This window comes from Paenibacillus camelliae, assembly GCF_023715345.1.
Lineage (GTDB): Bacteria > Bacillota > Bacilli > Paenibacillales > Paenibacillaceae > Pristimantibacillus > Pristimantibacillus camelliae.
In genome coordinates this window covers 275,329-292,256 of sequence record NZ_JAMBNY010000002.1, presented here as the reverse complement: position 1 = coordinate 292,256, position 16,928 = coordinate 275,329, and the positions used below count along the sequence as shown (strand labels likewise).

General features: G+C 42.3%; 15 protein-coding genes. 12 read left to right on the top strand and 3 right to left on the bottom strand.

Features of this window, described 5'->3' with window-relative positions; all coding sequences use genetic code 11:
- The first annotated feature begins 4 nt into the window (after positions 1-4).
- The 10 genes from M3180_RS07480 to M3180_RS07435 all read left to right on the top strand — a co-directional run bounded on the left by M3180_RS07480 (position 5) and on the right by M3180_RS07435 (position 10,439).
- Positions 5-919, top strand: a complete 915-nt coding sequence (locus M3180_RS07480; RefSeq protein WP_251666680.1) for a polyprenyl synthetase family protein — start codon at positions 5-7, stop codon at positions 917-919.
- Between the two features lie 106 nt (positions 920-1,025).
- The gene (gene dxs, locus M3180_RS07475) at positions 1,026-2,918 is read left to right on the top strand and encodes a 1-deoxy-D-xylulose-5-phosphate synthase (RefSeq protein WP_251666797.1); all 1,893 of its coding nucleotides are present in this window, start codon (positions 1,026-1,028) and stop codon (positions 2,916-2,918) included.
- A gap of 23 nt (positions 2,919-2,941) precedes the next feature.
- Complete coding sequence (locus M3180_RS07470; RefSeq protein WP_251666679.1) at positions 2,942-3,775, top strand: TlyA family RNA methyltransferase; 834 nt, start codon at positions 2,942-2,944, stop codon at positions 3,773-3,775.
- A 149-nt stretch (positions 3,776-3,924) separates the two neighbouring features.
- Complete coding sequence (locus M3180_RS07465; protein WP_251666678.1) at positions 3,925-4,389, top strand: hypothetical protein; 465 nt, start codon at positions 3,925-3,927, stop codon at positions 4,387-4,389.
- Between the two features lie 25 nt (positions 4,390-4,414).
- Entirely contained in the window at positions 4,415-4,867 is a 453-nt protein-coding gene (ahrC, locus tag M3180_RS07460) for a transcriptional regulator AhrC/ArgR (protein WP_251666677.1), read from the top strand.
- Between the two features lie 43 nt (positions 4,868-4,910).
- Positions 4,911-6,617 (top strand): DNA repair protein RecN, encoded by a 1,707-nt coding sequence (gene recN, locus M3180_RS07455; RefSeq protein ID WP_251666676.1) that lies wholly within the window; start codon positions 4,911-4,913, stop codon positions 6,615-6,617.
- 107 nt (positions 6,618-6,724) lie between these two features.
- Positions 6,725-8,056, top strand: a complete 1,332-nt coding sequence (spoIVB, locus tag M3180_RS07450) for a SpoIVB peptidase (protein WP_251666675.1) — start codon at positions 6,725-6,727, stop codon at positions 8,054-8,056.
- Between the two features lie 239 nt (positions 8,057-8,295).
- Positions 8,296-9,111 carry a sporulation transcription factor Spo0A gene (spo0A, locus tag M3180_RS07445; RefSeq protein ID WP_251666674.1) on the top strand — a complete coding sequence of 272 codons (816 nt, stop codon included), beginning with the start codon at positions 8,296-8,298 and terminating at the stop codon, positions 9,109-9,111.
- Between the two features lie 190 nt (positions 9,112-9,301).
- Positions 9,302-9,856: a DUF4352 domain-containing protein gene (locus M3180_RS07440; protein WP_251666673.1), complete on the top strand. Its 555-nt coding sequence runs from the start codon at positions 9,302-9,304 to the stop codon at positions 9,854-9,856.
- A 220-nt stretch (positions 9,857-10,076) separates the two neighbouring features.
- Complete coding sequence (locus M3180_RS07435) at positions 10,077-10,439, top strand: hypothetical protein (RefSeq protein ID WP_251666672.1); 363 nt, start codon at positions 10,077-10,079, stop codon at positions 10,437-10,439.
- Positions 10,440-10,527: 88 nt separating this feature from the next.
- Here M3180_RS07435 and M3180_RS07430 read toward each other — a convergent pair whose 3' ends face one another.
- A complete protein-coding gene (locus M3180_RS07430; RefSeq protein WP_251666671.1) occupies positions 10,528-10,899 on the bottom strand; it encodes a hypothetical protein in 372 nt (123 codons plus the stop codon).
- 233 nt (positions 10,900-11,132) lie between these two features.
- Between M3180_RS07430 and M3180_RS07425 the strand changes: the two genes are divergently transcribed.
- Together M3180_RS07425 and M3180_RS07420 are read left to right on the top strand one after the other, a co-directional pair.
- The gene (locus M3180_RS07425; protein ID WP_251666670.1) at positions 11,133-11,975 is read left to right on the top strand and encodes a flagellin N-terminal helical domain-containing protein; all 843 of its coding nucleotides are present in this window, start codon (positions 11,133-11,135) and stop codon (positions 11,973-11,975) included.
- Positions 11,976-12,180: 205 nt separating this feature from the next.
- On the top strand, positions 12,181-13,086 hold the full coding sequence (locus M3180_RS07420; RefSeq protein WP_251666669.1) for a LysR family transcriptional regulator: 906 nt from the start codon (positions 12,181-12,183) through the stop codon (positions 13,084-13,086).
- Positions 13,087-13,236: 150 nt separating this feature from the next.
- On the opposite strand, the gene M3180_RS07415 is transcribed toward M3180_RS07420, so the two are convergent.
- Both M3180_RS07415 and M3180_RS07410 read right to left on the bottom strand, forming a co-directional pair.
- The gene (locus tag M3180_RS07415; protein WP_251666668.1) at positions 13,237-15,069 is read right to left on the bottom strand and encodes an ABC transporter ATP-binding protein; all 1,833 of its coding nucleotides are present in this window, start codon (positions 15,067-15,069) and stop codon (positions 13,237-13,239) included.
- Complete coding sequence (locus tag M3180_RS07410) at positions 15,062-16,792, bottom strand: ABC transporter ATP-binding protein (protein WP_251666667.1); 1,731 nt, start codon at positions 16,790-16,792, stop codon at positions 15,062-15,064. The genes M3180_RS07415 and M3180_RS07410 overlap by 8 nt, the downstream gene beginning before the upstream one ends.
- Positions 16,793-16,928 lie beyond the last annotated feature (136 nt).

The following is a 16,928-nucleotide window of genomic DNA, read 5'->3' as shown; positions in this document are numbered from 1 at the left end:
AAAATTGAACCATTCCCTATCCATTAACGAGCATGTACAGCAAGTCGCTGCAGAAATTACGGAAGAACTGAAACGTTCTTTGTCTTCTTATGATGCAGCACCTAGTAAATTGATCGAATCGATGGAATATTCATTAACAGCTGGTGGAAAGCGGCTTAGACCCTATCTCGTGATGGCTGCTGCTTATGCGGTGCATGCGGATGAAACAACGGTAGAGAAAGCTATCGCTCCAGCGTGTGCGGTGGAATATATTCATACGTACTCGTTAATACATGATGATCTTCCTGCGATGGATAATGATGACCTAAGACGCGGCAAGCCTACGAATCATAAAGTATTCGGTGAAGCCATGGCAATCTTGGCCGGAGATGCTTTATTAACAGGGGCATTCGGCATTATCACCTCACTTGCAAAAGAAGGTAAGCTTGATCCACTTGTTGCGGTTGAAATTATAGATGATTTATCGCGTTATGCAGGGGCTTTAGGTATGGTAGGTGGACAGGTTGCAGATATGGAAGCTGAGCAGGGAATTACTTCGATTGAGCAGCTTGAATATATTCACGAGCATAAAACGAGTGACTTGGTTGTGTTCTCCGTCCTAGCAGGTGCAAGAATTGCAGGTGCCAATGCACATCAGCTGCAACAACTTGAGCTGTACGGACGTAATATAGGTATGGCATTCCAAATACAGGATGATGTGCTGGATCTTGTAGGTGATGAGCAAAAGCTCGGAAAACGCGTCCAAAGCGATGTTGCGGGAGAAAAAGTTACCTTTCCTTTCTTACTCGGACTAGAAGAAAGCAAGGCGCTAGTCGTAAAGCTGACAGAAGAGGCAAAAGCAGCGGTTCTTGCTGCAGATTTAGCGTTCCCAGACCAATTACTGGAGCTTGCTGATTATCTTGTGAATCGTGAATCCTAATCGTCTGCTAAAACTGTTATTATGTAGGATGTCGTATATTGTGATATAATACAGCTAAGTGTCTGATCATTGGGATTACATTCTTGTTGAAAGCGAGGAAAGCGATGTGCTTTTAGATCAAATAGATGACCCAAAACAATTGAAAAAGCTAACAGTTGAGCAACTCGATCAATTAGCAGAAGAAATTCGCCAATTTCTAATCGAGAAATTGTCTCTTACTGGTGGTCATCTTGCTCCTAATCTTGGAGTTGTTGAGCTTACCTTGGCGATGCATTATTTGTTCGATAGTCCAAGTGACAAGTTTATTTTTGATGTTGGTCATCAATCGTATGTACACAAAATTATTACAGGTCGTAAAGATCAATTTGATACATTAAGAAAATATAAGGGCCTGTGCGGCTTTATTAAACGTAACGAAAGCGAGCATGATGTGTGGGAGGCTGGGCATAGCAGTACCTCATTATCTGCAGCGATCGGAATGGCGATGGCGCGTGACTTCAAGGGTGACAGCAACCGTGTTGTAGCTGTGATCGGTGATGGTGCCTTAACAGGCGGTATGGCATTAGAGGCGTTGAATCATATCGGACATGAAAAGCGCAAGCTGATCGTTGTCCTTAACGATAATGAAATGTCAATTGCACCTAATGTCGGAGCGCTTCATCAATACTTAGGGAAAATTAGAACAGGCAGACAATACCAAAAGGCGAAAGAGGATGTACATCAGCTGCTGAACAAAATTCCAGCAATCGGTGGTAAGCTGGCAGAAACGGTTAGCCGTTTTAAAGACAGTGTTAAATATTTGCTAATGAGCGGTATTTTGTTTGAACAGTTTGGTTTATCCTATCTTGGACCGGTCGATGGCCATGATACAGAAGCTTTGCTTGAAACATTGAAGCAAGCTGATCGAATTAACGGACCTGTACTTGTTCATGTCATTACGACAAAAGGTAAGGGCTATACGCCAGCAGAAAATGATTCTCATGCATGGCATGGTGCATCTCCATATAAGATCGAGTCAGGAAAAATGGTAAAAGCAGTCGGTCCTCCGATGTATACGAAGGTGTTTGGCGATGTGTTAATCGAGCTAGCTGAACAGGATGAGCGTATCGTAGCCGTGACACCTGCAATGCCAGGCGGATCTGGTTTAATGGAGTTCGCAGATCGTTTTCCAACGAGAATGATCGATGTTGGAATCGCGGAGCAGCACGCTGCGACGATGTCCGCAGCGCTTGCTATTGAAGGCATGAAGCCGGTTTTTGCTGTGTATTCTACCTTCCTGCAGCGAGCATATGATCAAGTTGTGCATGATATTTGCCGACAAAATCTTAATGTCATCTTTGCAATCGATCGTGCGGGCTTTGTTGGCCCAGATGGCGAAACTCATCAAGGTGTATATGATATACCTTTCCTTCGTCATGTGCCGAATATTGTACTAATGATGCCTAAGGATGAAAATGAGCTTCGTCAAATGATGAAAACTGCAGTGGATTATAATGATGGTCCAATTGCGATTCGTTATCCTCGTATAAATGCAGAGGGCGTGGAGCTGCTGCCAGAACTAACTAGCATTCCCATTGGCAGCTGGGAAGTGTTAAAGGAAGGCGAATCTGAATATGCATTGCTCGCAATCGGCCCTATGCTTAAGGTTGCAAAGGAAGCGTCAGAGCTGCTTATTCGAGAAGGCATTGATGTAGAAATTATAAATGCAAGATTTATTAAGCCACTCGATCAAGATATGCTGCTTCGACTTGCAGCTCAGCATAAAAAGCTAGTCGTGCTTGAGGAAAGTGCGGAGCTTGGCGGCTTAGGTAGTGCGATATGTGAATTCTATTCTCTGCAGGGCATCGATGATATGGTCGTGCGTATTAAAGGGATACCGGATTTATTTGTCGAGCATGGCAGCATTATCGAGCAGCGCAATGAAGTTGGTCTAAATGCTACAGCTGTGTCGCAGCTTGTGCAAAGTATGAAGGCGAAGCTTAAAAGAAATGCGCTATAACCAAACTGATAGGTAGGGATATAATGACAACAGTACCAAAAGAGCGAATTGATGTTTTGCTCGTAGAGGGCGGGTACTTTGATAGTCGTGAAAAGGCGAAAAAAGCACTCATGGCAGGTCTGGTGCTTGTCGATAATGTCCCGATTGACAAGCCGGGGATGAAGGTTGCTCGCAGCGTTGAGATTAAAGTAAAGGGCGCACTTCATCCTTATGTTAGCAGAGGTGGTCTTAAGCTTGAGAAGGCGATTCGCAGCTTCGAGCTCGACCTAAACGATGTAACGATGCTTGATATCGGCTCTTCAACTGGAGGCTTTACCGATTGTGCATTGCAGCATGGAGCTGCATATGTGTACGCGATTGATGTAGGCTATAATCAATTAGATTGGTCGCTTAGACAGCACGAACAGGTTAATGTAATGGAACGAACGAATTTTCGGTATTTAACGTCTGATGATTTAACAGGTCCTACTCCTAATTTTGCGAGTATTGATGTGTCATTTATTTCGTTAAAGCACATATTACCGAATTTATCGACTTTATTGCCGGTTCAATCCTCCGTTGTTGCACTCATTAAGCCACAGTTCGAGGCTGGACGCGAGAAGGTTGGTAAGCTCGGCGTCGTTCGAGAGCCTGCCGTTCATAAAGAGGTTTTACACCAAGTGCTTACAATGGCTGCTGAGATAGGATATGAGCTCAAGCATTTAACTTTTTCTCCGATTACAGGTGGAGAGGGGAATATTGAGTTTTTAGCTCATTGGACGTGGGAAAACAAGCCTAGTTTTGTTGATGAAGATACGTCCTCTGCAATTGAGCAGGTTGTAGCTGAAGCTAACGCAACGTTTAAGGTTTCAAAGTAATACAATTTCAATAAGAGTACAGCAAAGATGCCAATCGATAACATCATCGTAAGGCATCTTTTGTCTTTACAGCGGTGTTATTCATTTGATACACTATTAATGCAAACAAGTGTTCTCTATTGTAAAATGTTGAGAGGAGCTCAGCTCTTATGGATAACCTTGTTGAAATTTTTGTCATGATTGTTGCAGCTATTTTTCTTGTGGTTTTGCTGTATCGAGCATTTTATCGTTGGCTTCACTCTCCCGCTACCATCTCAAGAATTAAGCTTGGACGCGGTGGGAAGCTTAAAGATAACGACCCGAATGTAGAGCTGCTTGAGCGGCATGGATATGTCGTCATTTCTGGTAGACATCAAATTCCACTCGCTGTAGAGGTTGATGGACACTTTCTTAACCGCTCAACAACCATTATTATTGACTATATTGCAGAGAAAAAAGGTCTATCCTATATTGTGAAATACGAGCGTGAGCGACAGCCAATCGAGCTGGAGGCCTCAGATCTGAAGAAGCATCTGCTTATGTACTCGTTGCTGTTGCCGGATATGAGTGGAATCATATATATTAAGCCAAAAGAACAAAAAATTCATAAAATTGCATTTCATATTGCAGAATGATGAACATTGAATAGGGGACAGAGTCATGAAAGGGATAAGGCAATTTAAAATTAAAGAAATAATACTCGAGCGCGATATTGAGACGCAAGAGGAGCTAGTCGATGCACTTCGCGATAGTGGGATGAAGGTTACGCAAGCGACAGTATCTCGAGACATTAAAGAATTAATGCTCATCAAAATTCCTTCTAACTCCGGTGGTTACAAATATGCGATGCCTGGTGAGACGCAAAAAGCGAATCCCATTCATAAGCTGAAACGAGCATTGCAGGATCACTTTACACATATAGACTACACAGATAATTTAGTTGTAATGAAATGCTTGCCAGGTACAGCAAATGCGGTAGCTGCGCTTATAGATAGTATGGAAACCACTGATATAATGGGAACGATCTCAGGGGATGATACGATATTAATGATTTGTCGTTCAAAGGAGCAGAGCAAAATCGTAGTGGAACGATTTCTCGATATGCTACGGTAGAGCTGCTTAGTTGAAAAGGAAAAGCTTAGGGAGGCGGTTGTTCATGCTACATGAACTGTCGATTCGCAATTTGGCGGTAATTGAGGAAGCAAACGTACAATTTCATAAAGGATTTCACGTATTAACAGGAGAGACGGGTGCCGGAAAATCAATCATGATTGATGCATTAAGTCTTGTTGTAGGTGGTAGGGGCTCCTCGGATATGGTGCGCTATGGATGTGATCGGACAGAGGTTGAGGCATTATTCGATCTTCCAACTGACCATCCTGTATGGCAAAGGCTATCAGCCCTTGGCATTCAACATGATTCGTCGGAAATGCTGATCGTACGTAGAGAGCTTACAGCATCTGGAAAGAGCAGCAGCCGTGTAAATGGCCAGCTCGTAACGATAACGATGCTGCGTGAGATTGGTGAGAGCTTAGTCAATATTCATGGTCAGCATGAGCATCAATCATTGCTTAAAAGCGAGCAGCATTTAGAATGGCTCGATATGTATGGTGGAGCAGAGCTGCTTTCCGTTAAACGGCAATATCAAGAACAGTATGAACGGTTATTGCTCGTTCGTTCACAGCTGCATGAGCTGGATAATACATCTAGACATAATGTACATATGCAGGATTTGTATGCGTTTCAAGTTGAAGAGATTACTGCAGCGAAGCTTAAACCAGGGGAAGATGAAGAGCTGCTGGAGCAGCGTAAGATGTTAATGTATGCTGAGAAGCGCTCGTCGTCTGTCAATGAAGCCTATGGTCTGCTCAATGATGGACAAGGACTGGATGCGATAAGCCGTGCAATTAGCCGACTAACCGATATTGTCAGCTATGATGAAACAGCACTTTCACCGATGCTCGAGCAGCTTCAGTCTGCTTTTTACACCGCTGAGGATGTGATGTATCAGCTTCGGAGCTATCGAGATGGCATCGAATCAGATCCGCAGCAGCTGCAGTACGTAGAGGATCGTCTTGACCTTATTCGCAGTCTAAAGCGTAAATATGGAGAGACGATAGAGGAAATTCAAACATATCTCGAAAAAATTACAGAGGAACGAGATAAGCTTGAGAACCGGGAAGAGCTTCTGGAGCAGCTCAAAGCTCAAGAGGCAGAGATCTATGCTGAAGCTTACCTGGTTGCGCAAAAGCTGTCTGAGCTGCGTCAGGAGGCCGCACAGCAGCTCTCTGGCGAAATCAAAGAACATCTTACGCAATTGCAAATGGGAGCAGCTAATTTTGAAGTTAATTTACAGACACTGCCTAAGGATGAGACAAGCTACGTCCGTTTAAGTGCAACGGGCATTGATCATGCCGTATTTATGATGAGTACGAACCCAGGAGAACCGTTAAAGCCACTTCATAAGGTCGCTTCAGGCGGTGAGATGTCTCGTATTATGCTCGCACTCAAAACGATATTTGCAGCCATTGATCAGATTCCGGTGCTTGTGTTTGATGAAGTCGATACCGGTGTCAGCGGACGTGCAGCTCAAGCCATTGCTGAAAAGCTGTCAAAGCTGGCGAAGGATTGTCAGGTGTTTTCCATTACGCATTTGCCTCAGGTTGCATGCATGGCTGATCATCATTATGAGATCCGTAAGCAATTTGTTGGTGAGCGCACATACACTTCTGTCGTAGAGCTTACAGATGAGCTAAGAATCAATGAGCTTGCCCGCATGCTTGGCGGAGTGGAAATTACGGAAAAAACTAAGCATCATGCACAAGAGATGCTTGATCTGGCTATAGGCTTGAAAGGTGCTTGAATCAAGGAAATTTGGGATGTTTTTGTGGTCATAAATCTTTCTGCTCAGGGTAACTTAATGTTACGCCATTGGCGATTAAGCGATGGAATGACAGGAGCGTGAATAGATTGGACCCAAAACAACCTAAACGTATTTTTGGATTAATTCTCGTCGTATTAGTCGGTCTAATCGGGGTATCTACACCAATGCAACAAATCGTAGCATTTCCCAATGAGCTCAGACTATTTACAGGTCAGTTGAAAAATGTACAGTATAGCGTACCTGTACAAGCTGAATTAGAGGTTGATCCAGAAGTGCTGCAAGTGAATGGTAAAGCACAATCATCATTATCCGTTAGTTTGAAGGAACCGTTATCATTACATTCTTATCAAATTGGTCAAACAGAAATGAAGGTAAAGCTGTTTGGAAAAATTCCGTTCAAAACTGTAAAGGTCGACATTGTCCCTGATCTTAAGGTCGTACCAGGAGGACAAACGATCGGAGTAAAAGTTAATTCAGCAGGTGCTCTTGTCGTCGGACATCATCAGGTCGTAGATGAGGCCGGTAACAAGCAATCACCGGGTGAAGCAGCAGGCTTAAGGCTAGGTGACCTCATCACAGCAATTAATAAAGTCAAAGTGAATAATGTAAAAAAGTTAGGAGAGCTATGTGAGAAGTACAGCTCGAGTAAAAAGCCGCTTACTATTACTTATTTGCGTAATGGCAAGTCGATGACCACTAAGCTAAAGCCTATTTATGATGTTCGAGAACAAGAGTGGAGAATCGGACTATATATTCGCGATTCAGCAGCGGGTGTAGGAACGTTAACCTTTTATGCCCCTGATCAGGGCGTGTATGGTGCTTTAGGACATGTAATAACAGATATGGACACTGGAACACCGATTGTAGTAGGTGATGGAGAAATTCTTCAAGCAAGCGTCACATCGATTAATAAAAGTCAAAATGGTGATCCTGGTGAAAAAAGAGCTCACTTCGTGAAGGAAAAACAGCTGCTCGGCAATATAGAACGCAATACACCTTTCGGTATTTTTGGGAAGATGAATGAAATGCCGGCACACAGCTACGAAGAACGTGCGATACCTGTTGCATTTGCAGAGGATGTAAAAGAAGGTCCAGCTCAAATTTTAACTGTAGTCAATGGACAGAAGGTTGAACGCTTTGATATCGAGGTTGTTCATGTAGCGAAGCAAGTAACGCCAGCTACAAAAGGGATGGTCATTAAAGTAACTGATGAACGGTTGATGAGTAAGACAGGCGGTATTGTACAAGGCATGAGCGGCAGCCCCATTATTCAGGATGGAAAGCTTATTGGAGCTGTTACCCATGTGTTTGTAAATGATCCAACATCAGGCTATGGCTGCTTCATTGAATGGATGCTTCAAGATGCTGGTGTGTTGCTTCATTCGGACAACGAGCAAATCGTGGACCAAGCTTCATAAACAAGAAAATGCTATCTGTTTCCGTTGAAGCAGACAGCATTTTCTTGTTTATGGTGAATAGTGATAGGAATTGTCGAATGAGAGTGGTTTTTGTTGCGAATTATTTATTATATCGAAAAGTAGAAAAAAAATAAAGAAAAAAGTTTTTCGACAGAAGGAATAATTAGCGCTGTGTCGAAATTGTATAGAGTAGAAGGTAAACTCGACATTCATATTTAATTAAAGGGAGGCAAAACATCTTGCAGAAGATTGACGTACTATTAGCAGATGACAACCGAGAATTCACAAACCTATTATCGGAGTATTTCGCCAGTCAAAGTGATATGAATGTATGCGGTGTAGCTTACAACGGAGAAGAAGTATTACGACACCTAGAGAATGCCAGAAAGCTGCCAGACGTACTTGTCCTAGATATCATCATGCCTCATCTTGACGGACTTGGAGTTCTAGAACGCATCCGTGAGATGGATCTGAATCCAATGCCAAAAGTTATTATGCTTACAGCCTTTGGACAAGAGAACATTACACAAAGAGCCGTTCAATTGGGGGCATCCTATTATATGCTTAAGCCATTTGATATGGATATGCTTTCTAACCGCATTAGACAGCTTGTAGGAGTTACTTCAACGACTGCAACCTCCAGTTCATTCAGCTCGAGCCTAACTACGAGCAGATCGAATGTAGTGCCTATTGGCAAGCATAAAAACCTTGATGCGAATATTACTAGCATCATACATGAAATTGGAGTGCCTGCGCATATTAAGGGATATCAATATTTGCGTGAAGCCATTACGATGGTGTATAACAATATCGAAATTCTTGGAGCGATTACGAAGACGTTATATCCTGCAATTGCTGAGAAGTTCAAAACGACACCTTCACGTGTAGAACGCGCGATTCGTCATGCAATTGAAGTCGCTTGGACGCGCGGCAACATCGACAGCATCAGCCACTTGTTCGGCTATACGGTCAACATAAGCAAATCCAAGCCAACGAATAGCGAATTTATCGCGATGGTGGCGGATAAGCTAAGAATTGAGCATAAGGTGTCTTGAAAGGATGAGCCGTAGGGAATGCGGCTTTACATAAGCCAACCAATTTTATGAATTGGGTATGGGAAACCTTTTGAACTAACTATTACTTATATCATATCAACGAATACCGCTATTTATTGGAGTGATAACTCTGGTAAAGGGCGGTATTTTTTATGACTGATTTTGAATGACTGATTTTGAATAACGAAAGATGATTATTTTATTTTGTGGTGTCATTCTATTATTGTCTGCTTGTAGCTCTAATTCAACAAGTGGTAATCCATCGGAACCAGCGACTCACAGTACCGAGGGAAAAGTGTATAACGTAGAGCTAGGTGAGGAATTTCTTTACCATAGAATGGGCGCAGTGAACAAATCCACGACTAAGCTTGAGATTACTTTGAGTGATTATGAGATAGTAAAAGAAAAGTCAGCTGTTGACTCGCTTAGAGAAGATGTAGACTATCTTAAACTATATGCACTCGTTGAAAATGTTGGTGATGAGAATTCTCACGATATGGCTATTCATGAGTACAGCTTTAACATCTATGACGCGAATGGTAAAGAAATATCAGTATCAACATTAACGACTCAACGTATTACTCCAGAAGATGAATTCAAACCTGCGGAGCTACGTCCGGGCGGTAAAAACGAAGGCTTCTTGTATATTACGATTGAAGAAGGCTCTGTGCCTGCAGAAATTATTTTTTATGATGCAATGAGCAAAACAGCAGCTCATGCGAATCAATATGTAGTTAAACTGTAATGAACAAAATCATAAAATGCTCTAAGCTTATTTTAGCTCAATAACGAATGAGCATTATAAAAAATCCTATCCATTTGATGTAGATTAAATGGATAGGATTTTTTTGCGGTTGATAAGAAAATGATAAGAAAGAATTTACTCCGAAAACTTCATTTCAAAGGTCGATTTACCGAAATATAGTAATATACTAAGATAATCACCAAAATTTGGAGGGATTAACGTGGATTCCATTTCACTATTTAGCTCTGGTAGCGCAAAGCAAAAGCCACTGTCCGCACTTGAACGTGTCATGCTAATCGCTGAAAGTGGACGATCACCTGCTGAGAAGAGACAGATGCTTCAAGCTTTACAAGAGCAAATGGAGGGCGATCGTGTCAAGCAATTAATGGTGAGTATGAACAAAGTTGAAATTAAGGAAAAGAAAAATGAAGATCAACAAACAAATGAAGATGGAGATACTGTAGAAATCTCACAAGCGGCTCAGATGGAGTATGAACAAAGCTCTAGCAGCAGCGATAGCTCTTCGTCCGTTGAATCATCCGCGAGTTCTGCTAGTTCGGGCTCATCGAGCGAAAATGCATAATGGATGATTAAACTAACTTCAGGTTGATGTACCGATCAGACAATCAGCATGTTTGTACAATATGATCGTCCATTATAAGAGAGCTTCATTAGTCAAGTGACTTCAGCTTGAGGGCATCTAGCATCGCTGGCCCTGCTGGTGAGGCTTCAGACTTGGACGTCGTATCTGAGAATATACTAGATGAAGCAGCCTTTCCTTTCTCTGGGTATGCGGTTTTTGGTTGGTGCTGATCCTTTTTAATATGCTCCGCTAAGAGTTGATGCACTGTTTCGAGATACTCTAACATATAAGAAAGAGCAAAAAATATTGCTGCCACTGCCATTCCACCGAATAAAGTAAGGATAAAGTTGATAATCCCCCAAAAGCTAATAAGATTGTCTGCAATAAATCCTTGGGTTAGACCAGCTAGGATGCCTATAATTAATGAGCTCCAGCCAAAGAAACGTAGAATGCTTGACATTGGACTCCTCCTTAGCGTGAATAATTGTAACTACATACAAGACGTTGAAGATTGACGTTAGGTTACATGTATTCCTTAACACCATTGTCCAACCTTTATATATGTTGTTCGGTCTTCACTTCTCTATGGAGAAGTCTGCAAAATACTATTGTTATTTCCTAATGGATTTTTTATGATAATAATACGAGCAAGGTTGTTGGAAAAATACGAAGCGGTAAGGAGGAAGGACTTCCATGTATATTCAAACGAATATGATGTCGATGAATTTATTAAGAAATTATCAATCACATCAGCGACAGCTATCTACTGCGATGGAAAGACTTTCTACCGGCTATCGTATTAATAGAGCTGCCGATGATCCGGCAGGCCTTGCTATATCAGAACGTATGAGATTCCAAATCAATGGACTAAAGCAGGCCTCACGTAATATACAGGACGGCATATCACTGATTCAAACAGCCGAGGGAGCGATGATTGAAATCCATGCTATGCTTCAACGGATGAACGTCCTAGCCAATCAGGCGGCGAATGGTACTTACAGTGATAGTGATCGCTCTAAGCTTCAGCTGGAATTCAATCAGTTACGTGAGGAAATTACAAGTATTGCAGCTGGAACGAATTTTAACGGTATTAAGCTGTTGGATGGGCAGTATACGATCGACCCATTGTCCAATAAACGTGGATTGACACTGCAAGTCGGTGAGCAAGCTGATCACGTTCTGGAGATGGACATGCCTAATCTGCCGTCATATTTGGCATCATTAAGCGGCTTAGATCTTTCAACTAGCAGCGGCGCTCAAGACGCTCTACAGACGCTCAAGGAGACGGTTGATCATGTTTCGTATGAACGTGCTAAGCTTGGTGCTTATCAGAACCGTCTTGAGCATCGACATAATTTTGTATTAGCTTATGCTGAAAACTTAACAGCAGCTGAGTCAAGAATTCGGGATGCTGATATGGCTTTGGAGATGACTAATTTCATTCGAGCGAATATGCTATCACAGGTGTCCGTCAGTTTGCTTGCACAGGCGAATGCGATGTCTAAAAATATGCTGAAGCTGCTTGAAGCACTGTAATGTAAATGAAAATAGAGATATCCACAATCCTCTTTGCCTATTGCATGGAGGATTTTTTATGCAGGTACAGTAGCCACAGCATTGAACAATAAGAGCTCCATCAGTAAAACTGTAAATAATCCTTGATTAGAGAATGCTAAGAGGACAGTACTAGTCATTTCAAGCAATTATGGCTAGAATGAAGCTATGAAACGGGGGGAGTGTAATGACGCTACAGCAGCTCAAGTATGTGCTTGAAGTGAATAAGCACGGCTCTATGAATGAAGCAGCTCGTCATTTATTTATATCGCAACCGAGCTTGTCTAACGCGATAAAGGAGCTTGAAAAAGAGCTTTCGATTACAATTTTCGAGCGTACCAATAAAGGAATTTCGTTAACGCAGGAGGGGGTAGAGTTTTTAAGCTATGCTAGACAGGTTGTCGAGCAGGCAGAGCTACTGGAGCAAAAGTATATGAATGCGACGCCTTCACCTCAGCATTTCTCTGTGTCGACTCAGCATTATGCCTTTGCAGTAAATGCATTTGTGCAGCTGGTGAAGGAGCACGGACAGCAGCAGTACGAATTTGCAATAAGAGAAACAAAAACCTATGAAATTATTGAGGATGTTAAGACGATGCGCAGTGAAATAGGCATTTTGTTCTTGAATGATTTTAACCGTAAGGTGATATCCAAGCTGCTGCGGGATGCGAATCTGCAATTTCACCGTCTTTTTGTCGCCCACCCTCATGTATTTATAAGCATATATAACCCACTGGCGAAGCGTAAATCAGTTACGATGGAGGATCTAGAGCATTATCCGTACTTATCGTTTGAGCAAGGAGAATATAATTCTTTCTATTTCTCTGAGGAAATACAAAGTACAGTATCGAGACCGAAAAGCATAAAAGTGACGGATCGAGCGACGCTGTTTAACCTGCTTATCGGTGTAAATGGATATACGATTTCATCGGGTGTATTAAGCAAGGACTTAAACGGTAATGAGATTATTCCCGTACCGCTGGATATTGATGATCATCTTGAGATTGGCTGGATCGCTCATCGCAATGTTACGCAGTCCGCGCTCGCCGAAGCCTATATTGAGGCGTTGAAGCTGCATATTGAGCAGGACTAGTCTAGAATGTATTTATAAATTAGATCGATGAAGAATTTATCAGCTTATACTGCTCATATTGAATAAAAATAGGGTGCTACGAAGATCAGTAAAATGACCTTCATAGCACCATTATTATATGAAGCTAGTTCTTTATTAGTAGATCGGCTGTTATTGAACAGCCACACGTCGAAATTGACTATTATACAGCTCGAAGTAGCGGCCCTTTAGGGCGAGCAGCTCATCATGTGTACCTCGCTCGATCACTTGGCCTTGATCAATGAAGAGGATTTGATCAGCTTCTCGAATCGTGCTGAGTCGGTGCGCGATCACAAAGCTTGTTCTGCCCTGAAGCAGTACTTTCATCGCTTGCTGAATATGCATTTCTGTACGAGTATCAATGCTGCTTGTAGCCTCATCTAAGATTAGAATCGCAGGACTGGCAAGCAATGCTCGAGCTATCGTAAGCAGCTGGCGCTGACCTTGACTCAAATTGCTGCCTTCCGTAGAAAGCACAGTATTATAGCCCTGCGGCAGCTCCATAATAAAGCGATGCGCATTGGCGATTTTAGCTGCTTCAATAATTTCTTCCTTCGTGGCATCTAGCCGCCCATAACGAATATTTTCATAAATGGTATCTGAAAATAAATGTGCTTCCTGTAGCACGATACCTAGCTGTGACCGCAAGCTATCCTTATCGATCTGATTGATCGGGATATTATCGATATAAATCGTGCCGGACTGAATTTCATAAAAGCGAGAGATTACATTGATAATCGTCGTTTTGCCTGCCCCTGTAGGACCGACCAAGGCGATCGTTTGACCGGCCTCTGCATGCAGTTCAACATCCTTTAGGATCAAGCGGTCATCCTGATAGCCAAAGCAAACCTTATCGAATTTGACATCGCCTTTAATTTTGAACGGCGCTACACTGCCTCTATTCGTATCATCCTCATATTCATTCTTCGTATCGATAATTTCAAATACACGCTCTGCGCCTGCAATTCCGGATTGTATCATATTAAACTGGTTAGCCAAATCATTGATCGGACGTTGAAATTGCTTGGAATAGTTCATAAATGCGACAATAACACCAACCGACGTCCAGCTATTAAATGCCATCCAGCCGCCAACTGCCGCGATAATGGTAAAGCTTGAATGGTTCAGTACATTCATGACAGGTCCGACTAGACCTGAAAAAATTTGTGCCCTAACACTAGCATGGGCAAGTTTTGTATTCATTGCTCTAAACTGTTTAATCGAATGCTGTTCACGCTGCGTAACTTGAATGGCCTTCTGTCCAGAAATCGTCTCTTCAATATAGCTGTTCAGCTCGCCGAGGCTTTTTTGCTGGTCTGAGAAGTGCTTTCTAGTAAACGAAGCCACATATTTCGTAAAGAGCATTACAAGGGGAATCGTAACCATACATAATAAGGTCAACCAAACATTCATGTATAACATAATGATCACTGATCCGAATAATGAAATAACACTGGTAATGATGCCGGTTGTACTTTGATGTAGGCTGGCCGAGACGTTTTCAATATCATTGGTTGTTCGGCTCATCAACTCTCCATGTGTTTTGCGATCGAAAAAGGGAATTGGAAGCCGTTGCATCGCTTCAACGATATGGATTCGCATCTGACGTACCGCATGCTGTGCGACATATACCATCTTTTTCTGATGCAGCCATGTAAACCAAGCGGACGATAAATAGATGATAAGTAATAAGACCGCATAGATTATAAGTCCGTCCCAGTCCTTCTGCATAATGGAGGTATCGATCGCCTTGCCTAACAAATAAGGTGCGGCGAGATTAAGCAAGGTAGCAATCGTTGTAAAACATATGACCGCAATAAAACTTCTCTTATACATACTTAAATATTGCCATAGCCTGATCAAGGTTTGTTGCGTGTTTAATGGCTTAGCTTTAGGCTGTCCACTAGGAGTATGGCCGCCTCTCATGCTGAACTCTGGCATAGAAGATGCTGTTGATTTACGCATAGCTGACCTCCTCATTTCCAAGCTGCGAACGATAGATTTCTAGGTAATCCTTTGAGCTTTTCAGCAGCTCTTCATGAGTCCCTTGTGCAATAATTTTGCCTTGATCAAGCAGCAGAATCTGATCTGCATCGAGGATGGAGCTTATTTTCTGTGCAACAATGATGACCGTACTATCTGCCATCAGCTGTGCAATATGCTGCTGAATACGTGATTCTGTTCGCATATCAATCGCACTTGTGCTGTCATCTAACATAAGAATTTTTGGCTTTATTAACAAAGCTCTAGCAATTGCGATTCTCTGTTTTTGTCCGCCTGATAAATTAATGCCACGTTGACCAAGCTCGGTATCGTAGCCCTGTGGCAAACGTTGGATAAATTCATGAGCTTCTGCAGCCTGTGCAGCAGCAATAATCTCTTCTCGATCTGCATCAGGCTTGGCGAGTGCAATATTTTGTGCAATCGTTCCAGTGAACAATATGCTTTCCTGCAATACGAAGCCGATCTGGGAACGTAAAGCCGCAATAGAATAGCTTGCTACCGGATGCTGATCAATATATATTTCCCCGCCGCTCTTTTCATAGAGTCGTGGGATTAATGAGATCAATGTCGATTTACCAGAGCCAGTCGCTCCGATAATCGCTAGCTTTTGTCCTGCTTCAACTGTAAAGCTAATGTCCTGCAGCTGGTAGGCAGGTTGATTGTCATCATAACGGAATGAAACCTGTTGAAATTGCAATTTCCCATCAATTTTTTGTGTTTGTTCACCATTGTCGTTAATTTCAGAGCTTGTCGATAGCAGCTCTGTTACGCGATCAACACTCACTTTAGCAGCGCTTAGTCGTACTAAGTGATTGGCAACAGCAGATATAGCGAACAATAACTGTGTAACGTAATTAATGTAGGCAACGAGTAAACCGATATCAAAATTATTGCCAATGACATCCTTACCGCCAAGCAGGAGGACAGCTACGATGCTTACATTAAGTATCATCGATAGCAGTGGAGCATTAAGTGCAATAATGGTTTGAGCCTTAACGCTATGTTCAGTAAAGCTGTCGTTGGCTTTATTGAAGCGTTGCCCTTCGTATTCATGTCTAACAAATGCTTTAGCAGCTCGAATACCTGACAGGCTTTCCTGAAGTACAATATTGATACGATCTAGTTTATGCTGAACTGCAGAGAATAAAGGGAGCGTTGCTTTAATAATGGCATACATCACGATAAAAAGCAGCGGGACTGCAATGGCTACAATAATTGATAACCGAATGCTGATGTAAATCGCCATCACTAAGCTTCCAATCATAAGTAGTGGTGAGCGAACCAATACGCGCAGCAGCATTTGGACAACGTTTTGCAGCTGCATAATATCATTAGTTAGACGAGTAATGATTGAACCGGTCTCAAGCTTGTCCATATTACGGAATGAGTAAGTCTGGACTTTGCTAAAAACGTCGTTCCGCAAATCTGCACCAAACCGCATAGACGCAATGGAAGCGAAAATTGTACAGCCAACGCCACCTATTAGACCAATCATAGCTGCACCAATCATCGTCAAGCCAGTCGTTACAATATGAGCCTGATCACCACTTAATATCCCTTTATCAATGATACTTGCCATAAGCATTGGCTGCAGCAGGTCCATGGCCACCTCGATGGCCATTAGAATTGGAGCTAGCATAGCGGCGAACCAGTGCGGCTTCAAGTATTGAAATATTTGCCTCATGTGAATATCCTTTCTGTTGTTTGCAATTAACGATTTCTAGGATTACTAGTACACAAACTCTATTGTACTCCTCATTTTATTAAAAAGTATAGAGAGAGAATGCAGTTTAAGTGGAATTGTCCGCATCATATAATGT

What these genes read in the sequence shown, in the direction of transcription:
- M3180_RS07470 (WP_251666679.1), top strand. Translation starts at nt 2,942, where the DNA reads ATGACAACAGTACCAAAAGAGCGAATTGATGTTTTGCTCGTAGAGGGC.
- M3180_RS07465 (WP_251666678.1), top strand. Translation starts at nt 3,925, where the DNA reads ATGGATAACCTTGTTGAAATTTTTGTCATGATTGTTGCAGCTATTTTT.
- ahrC (WP_251666677.1), top strand. Translation starts at nt 4,415, where the DNA reads ATGAAAGGGATAAGGCAATTTAAAATTAAAGAAATAATACTCGAGCGC.
- recN (WP_251666676.1), top strand. Translation starts at nt 4,911, where the DNA reads ATGCTACATGAACTGTCGATTCGCAATTTGGCGGTAATTGAGGAAGCA.
- M3180_RS07440 (WP_251666673.1), top strand. Translation starts at nt 9,302, where the DNA reads ATGATTATTTTATTTTGTGGTGTCATTCTATTATTGTCTGCTTGTAGC.
- M3180_RS07430 (WP_251666671.1), bottom strand. Translation starts at nt 10,899, where the DNA reads ATGTCAAGCATTCTACGTTTCTTTGGCTGGAGCTCATTAATTATAGGC.
- M3180_RS07425 (WP_251666670.1), top strand. Translation starts at nt 11,133, where the DNA reads ATGTATATTCAAACGAATATGATGTCGATGAATTTATTAAGAAATTAT.
- M3180_RS07420 (WP_251666669.1), top strand. Translation starts at nt 12,181, where the DNA reads ATGACGCTACAGCAGCTCAAGTATGTGCTTGAAGTGAATAAGCACGGC.
- M3180_RS07415 (WP_251666668.1), bottom strand. Translation starts at nt 15,069, where the DNA reads ATGCGTAAATCAACAGCATCTTCTATGCCAGAGTTCAGCATGAGAGGC.
- M3180_RS07410 (WP_251666667.1), bottom strand. Translation starts at nt 16,792, where the DNA reads ATGAGGCAAATATTTCAATACTTGAAGCCGCACTGGTTCGCCGCTATG.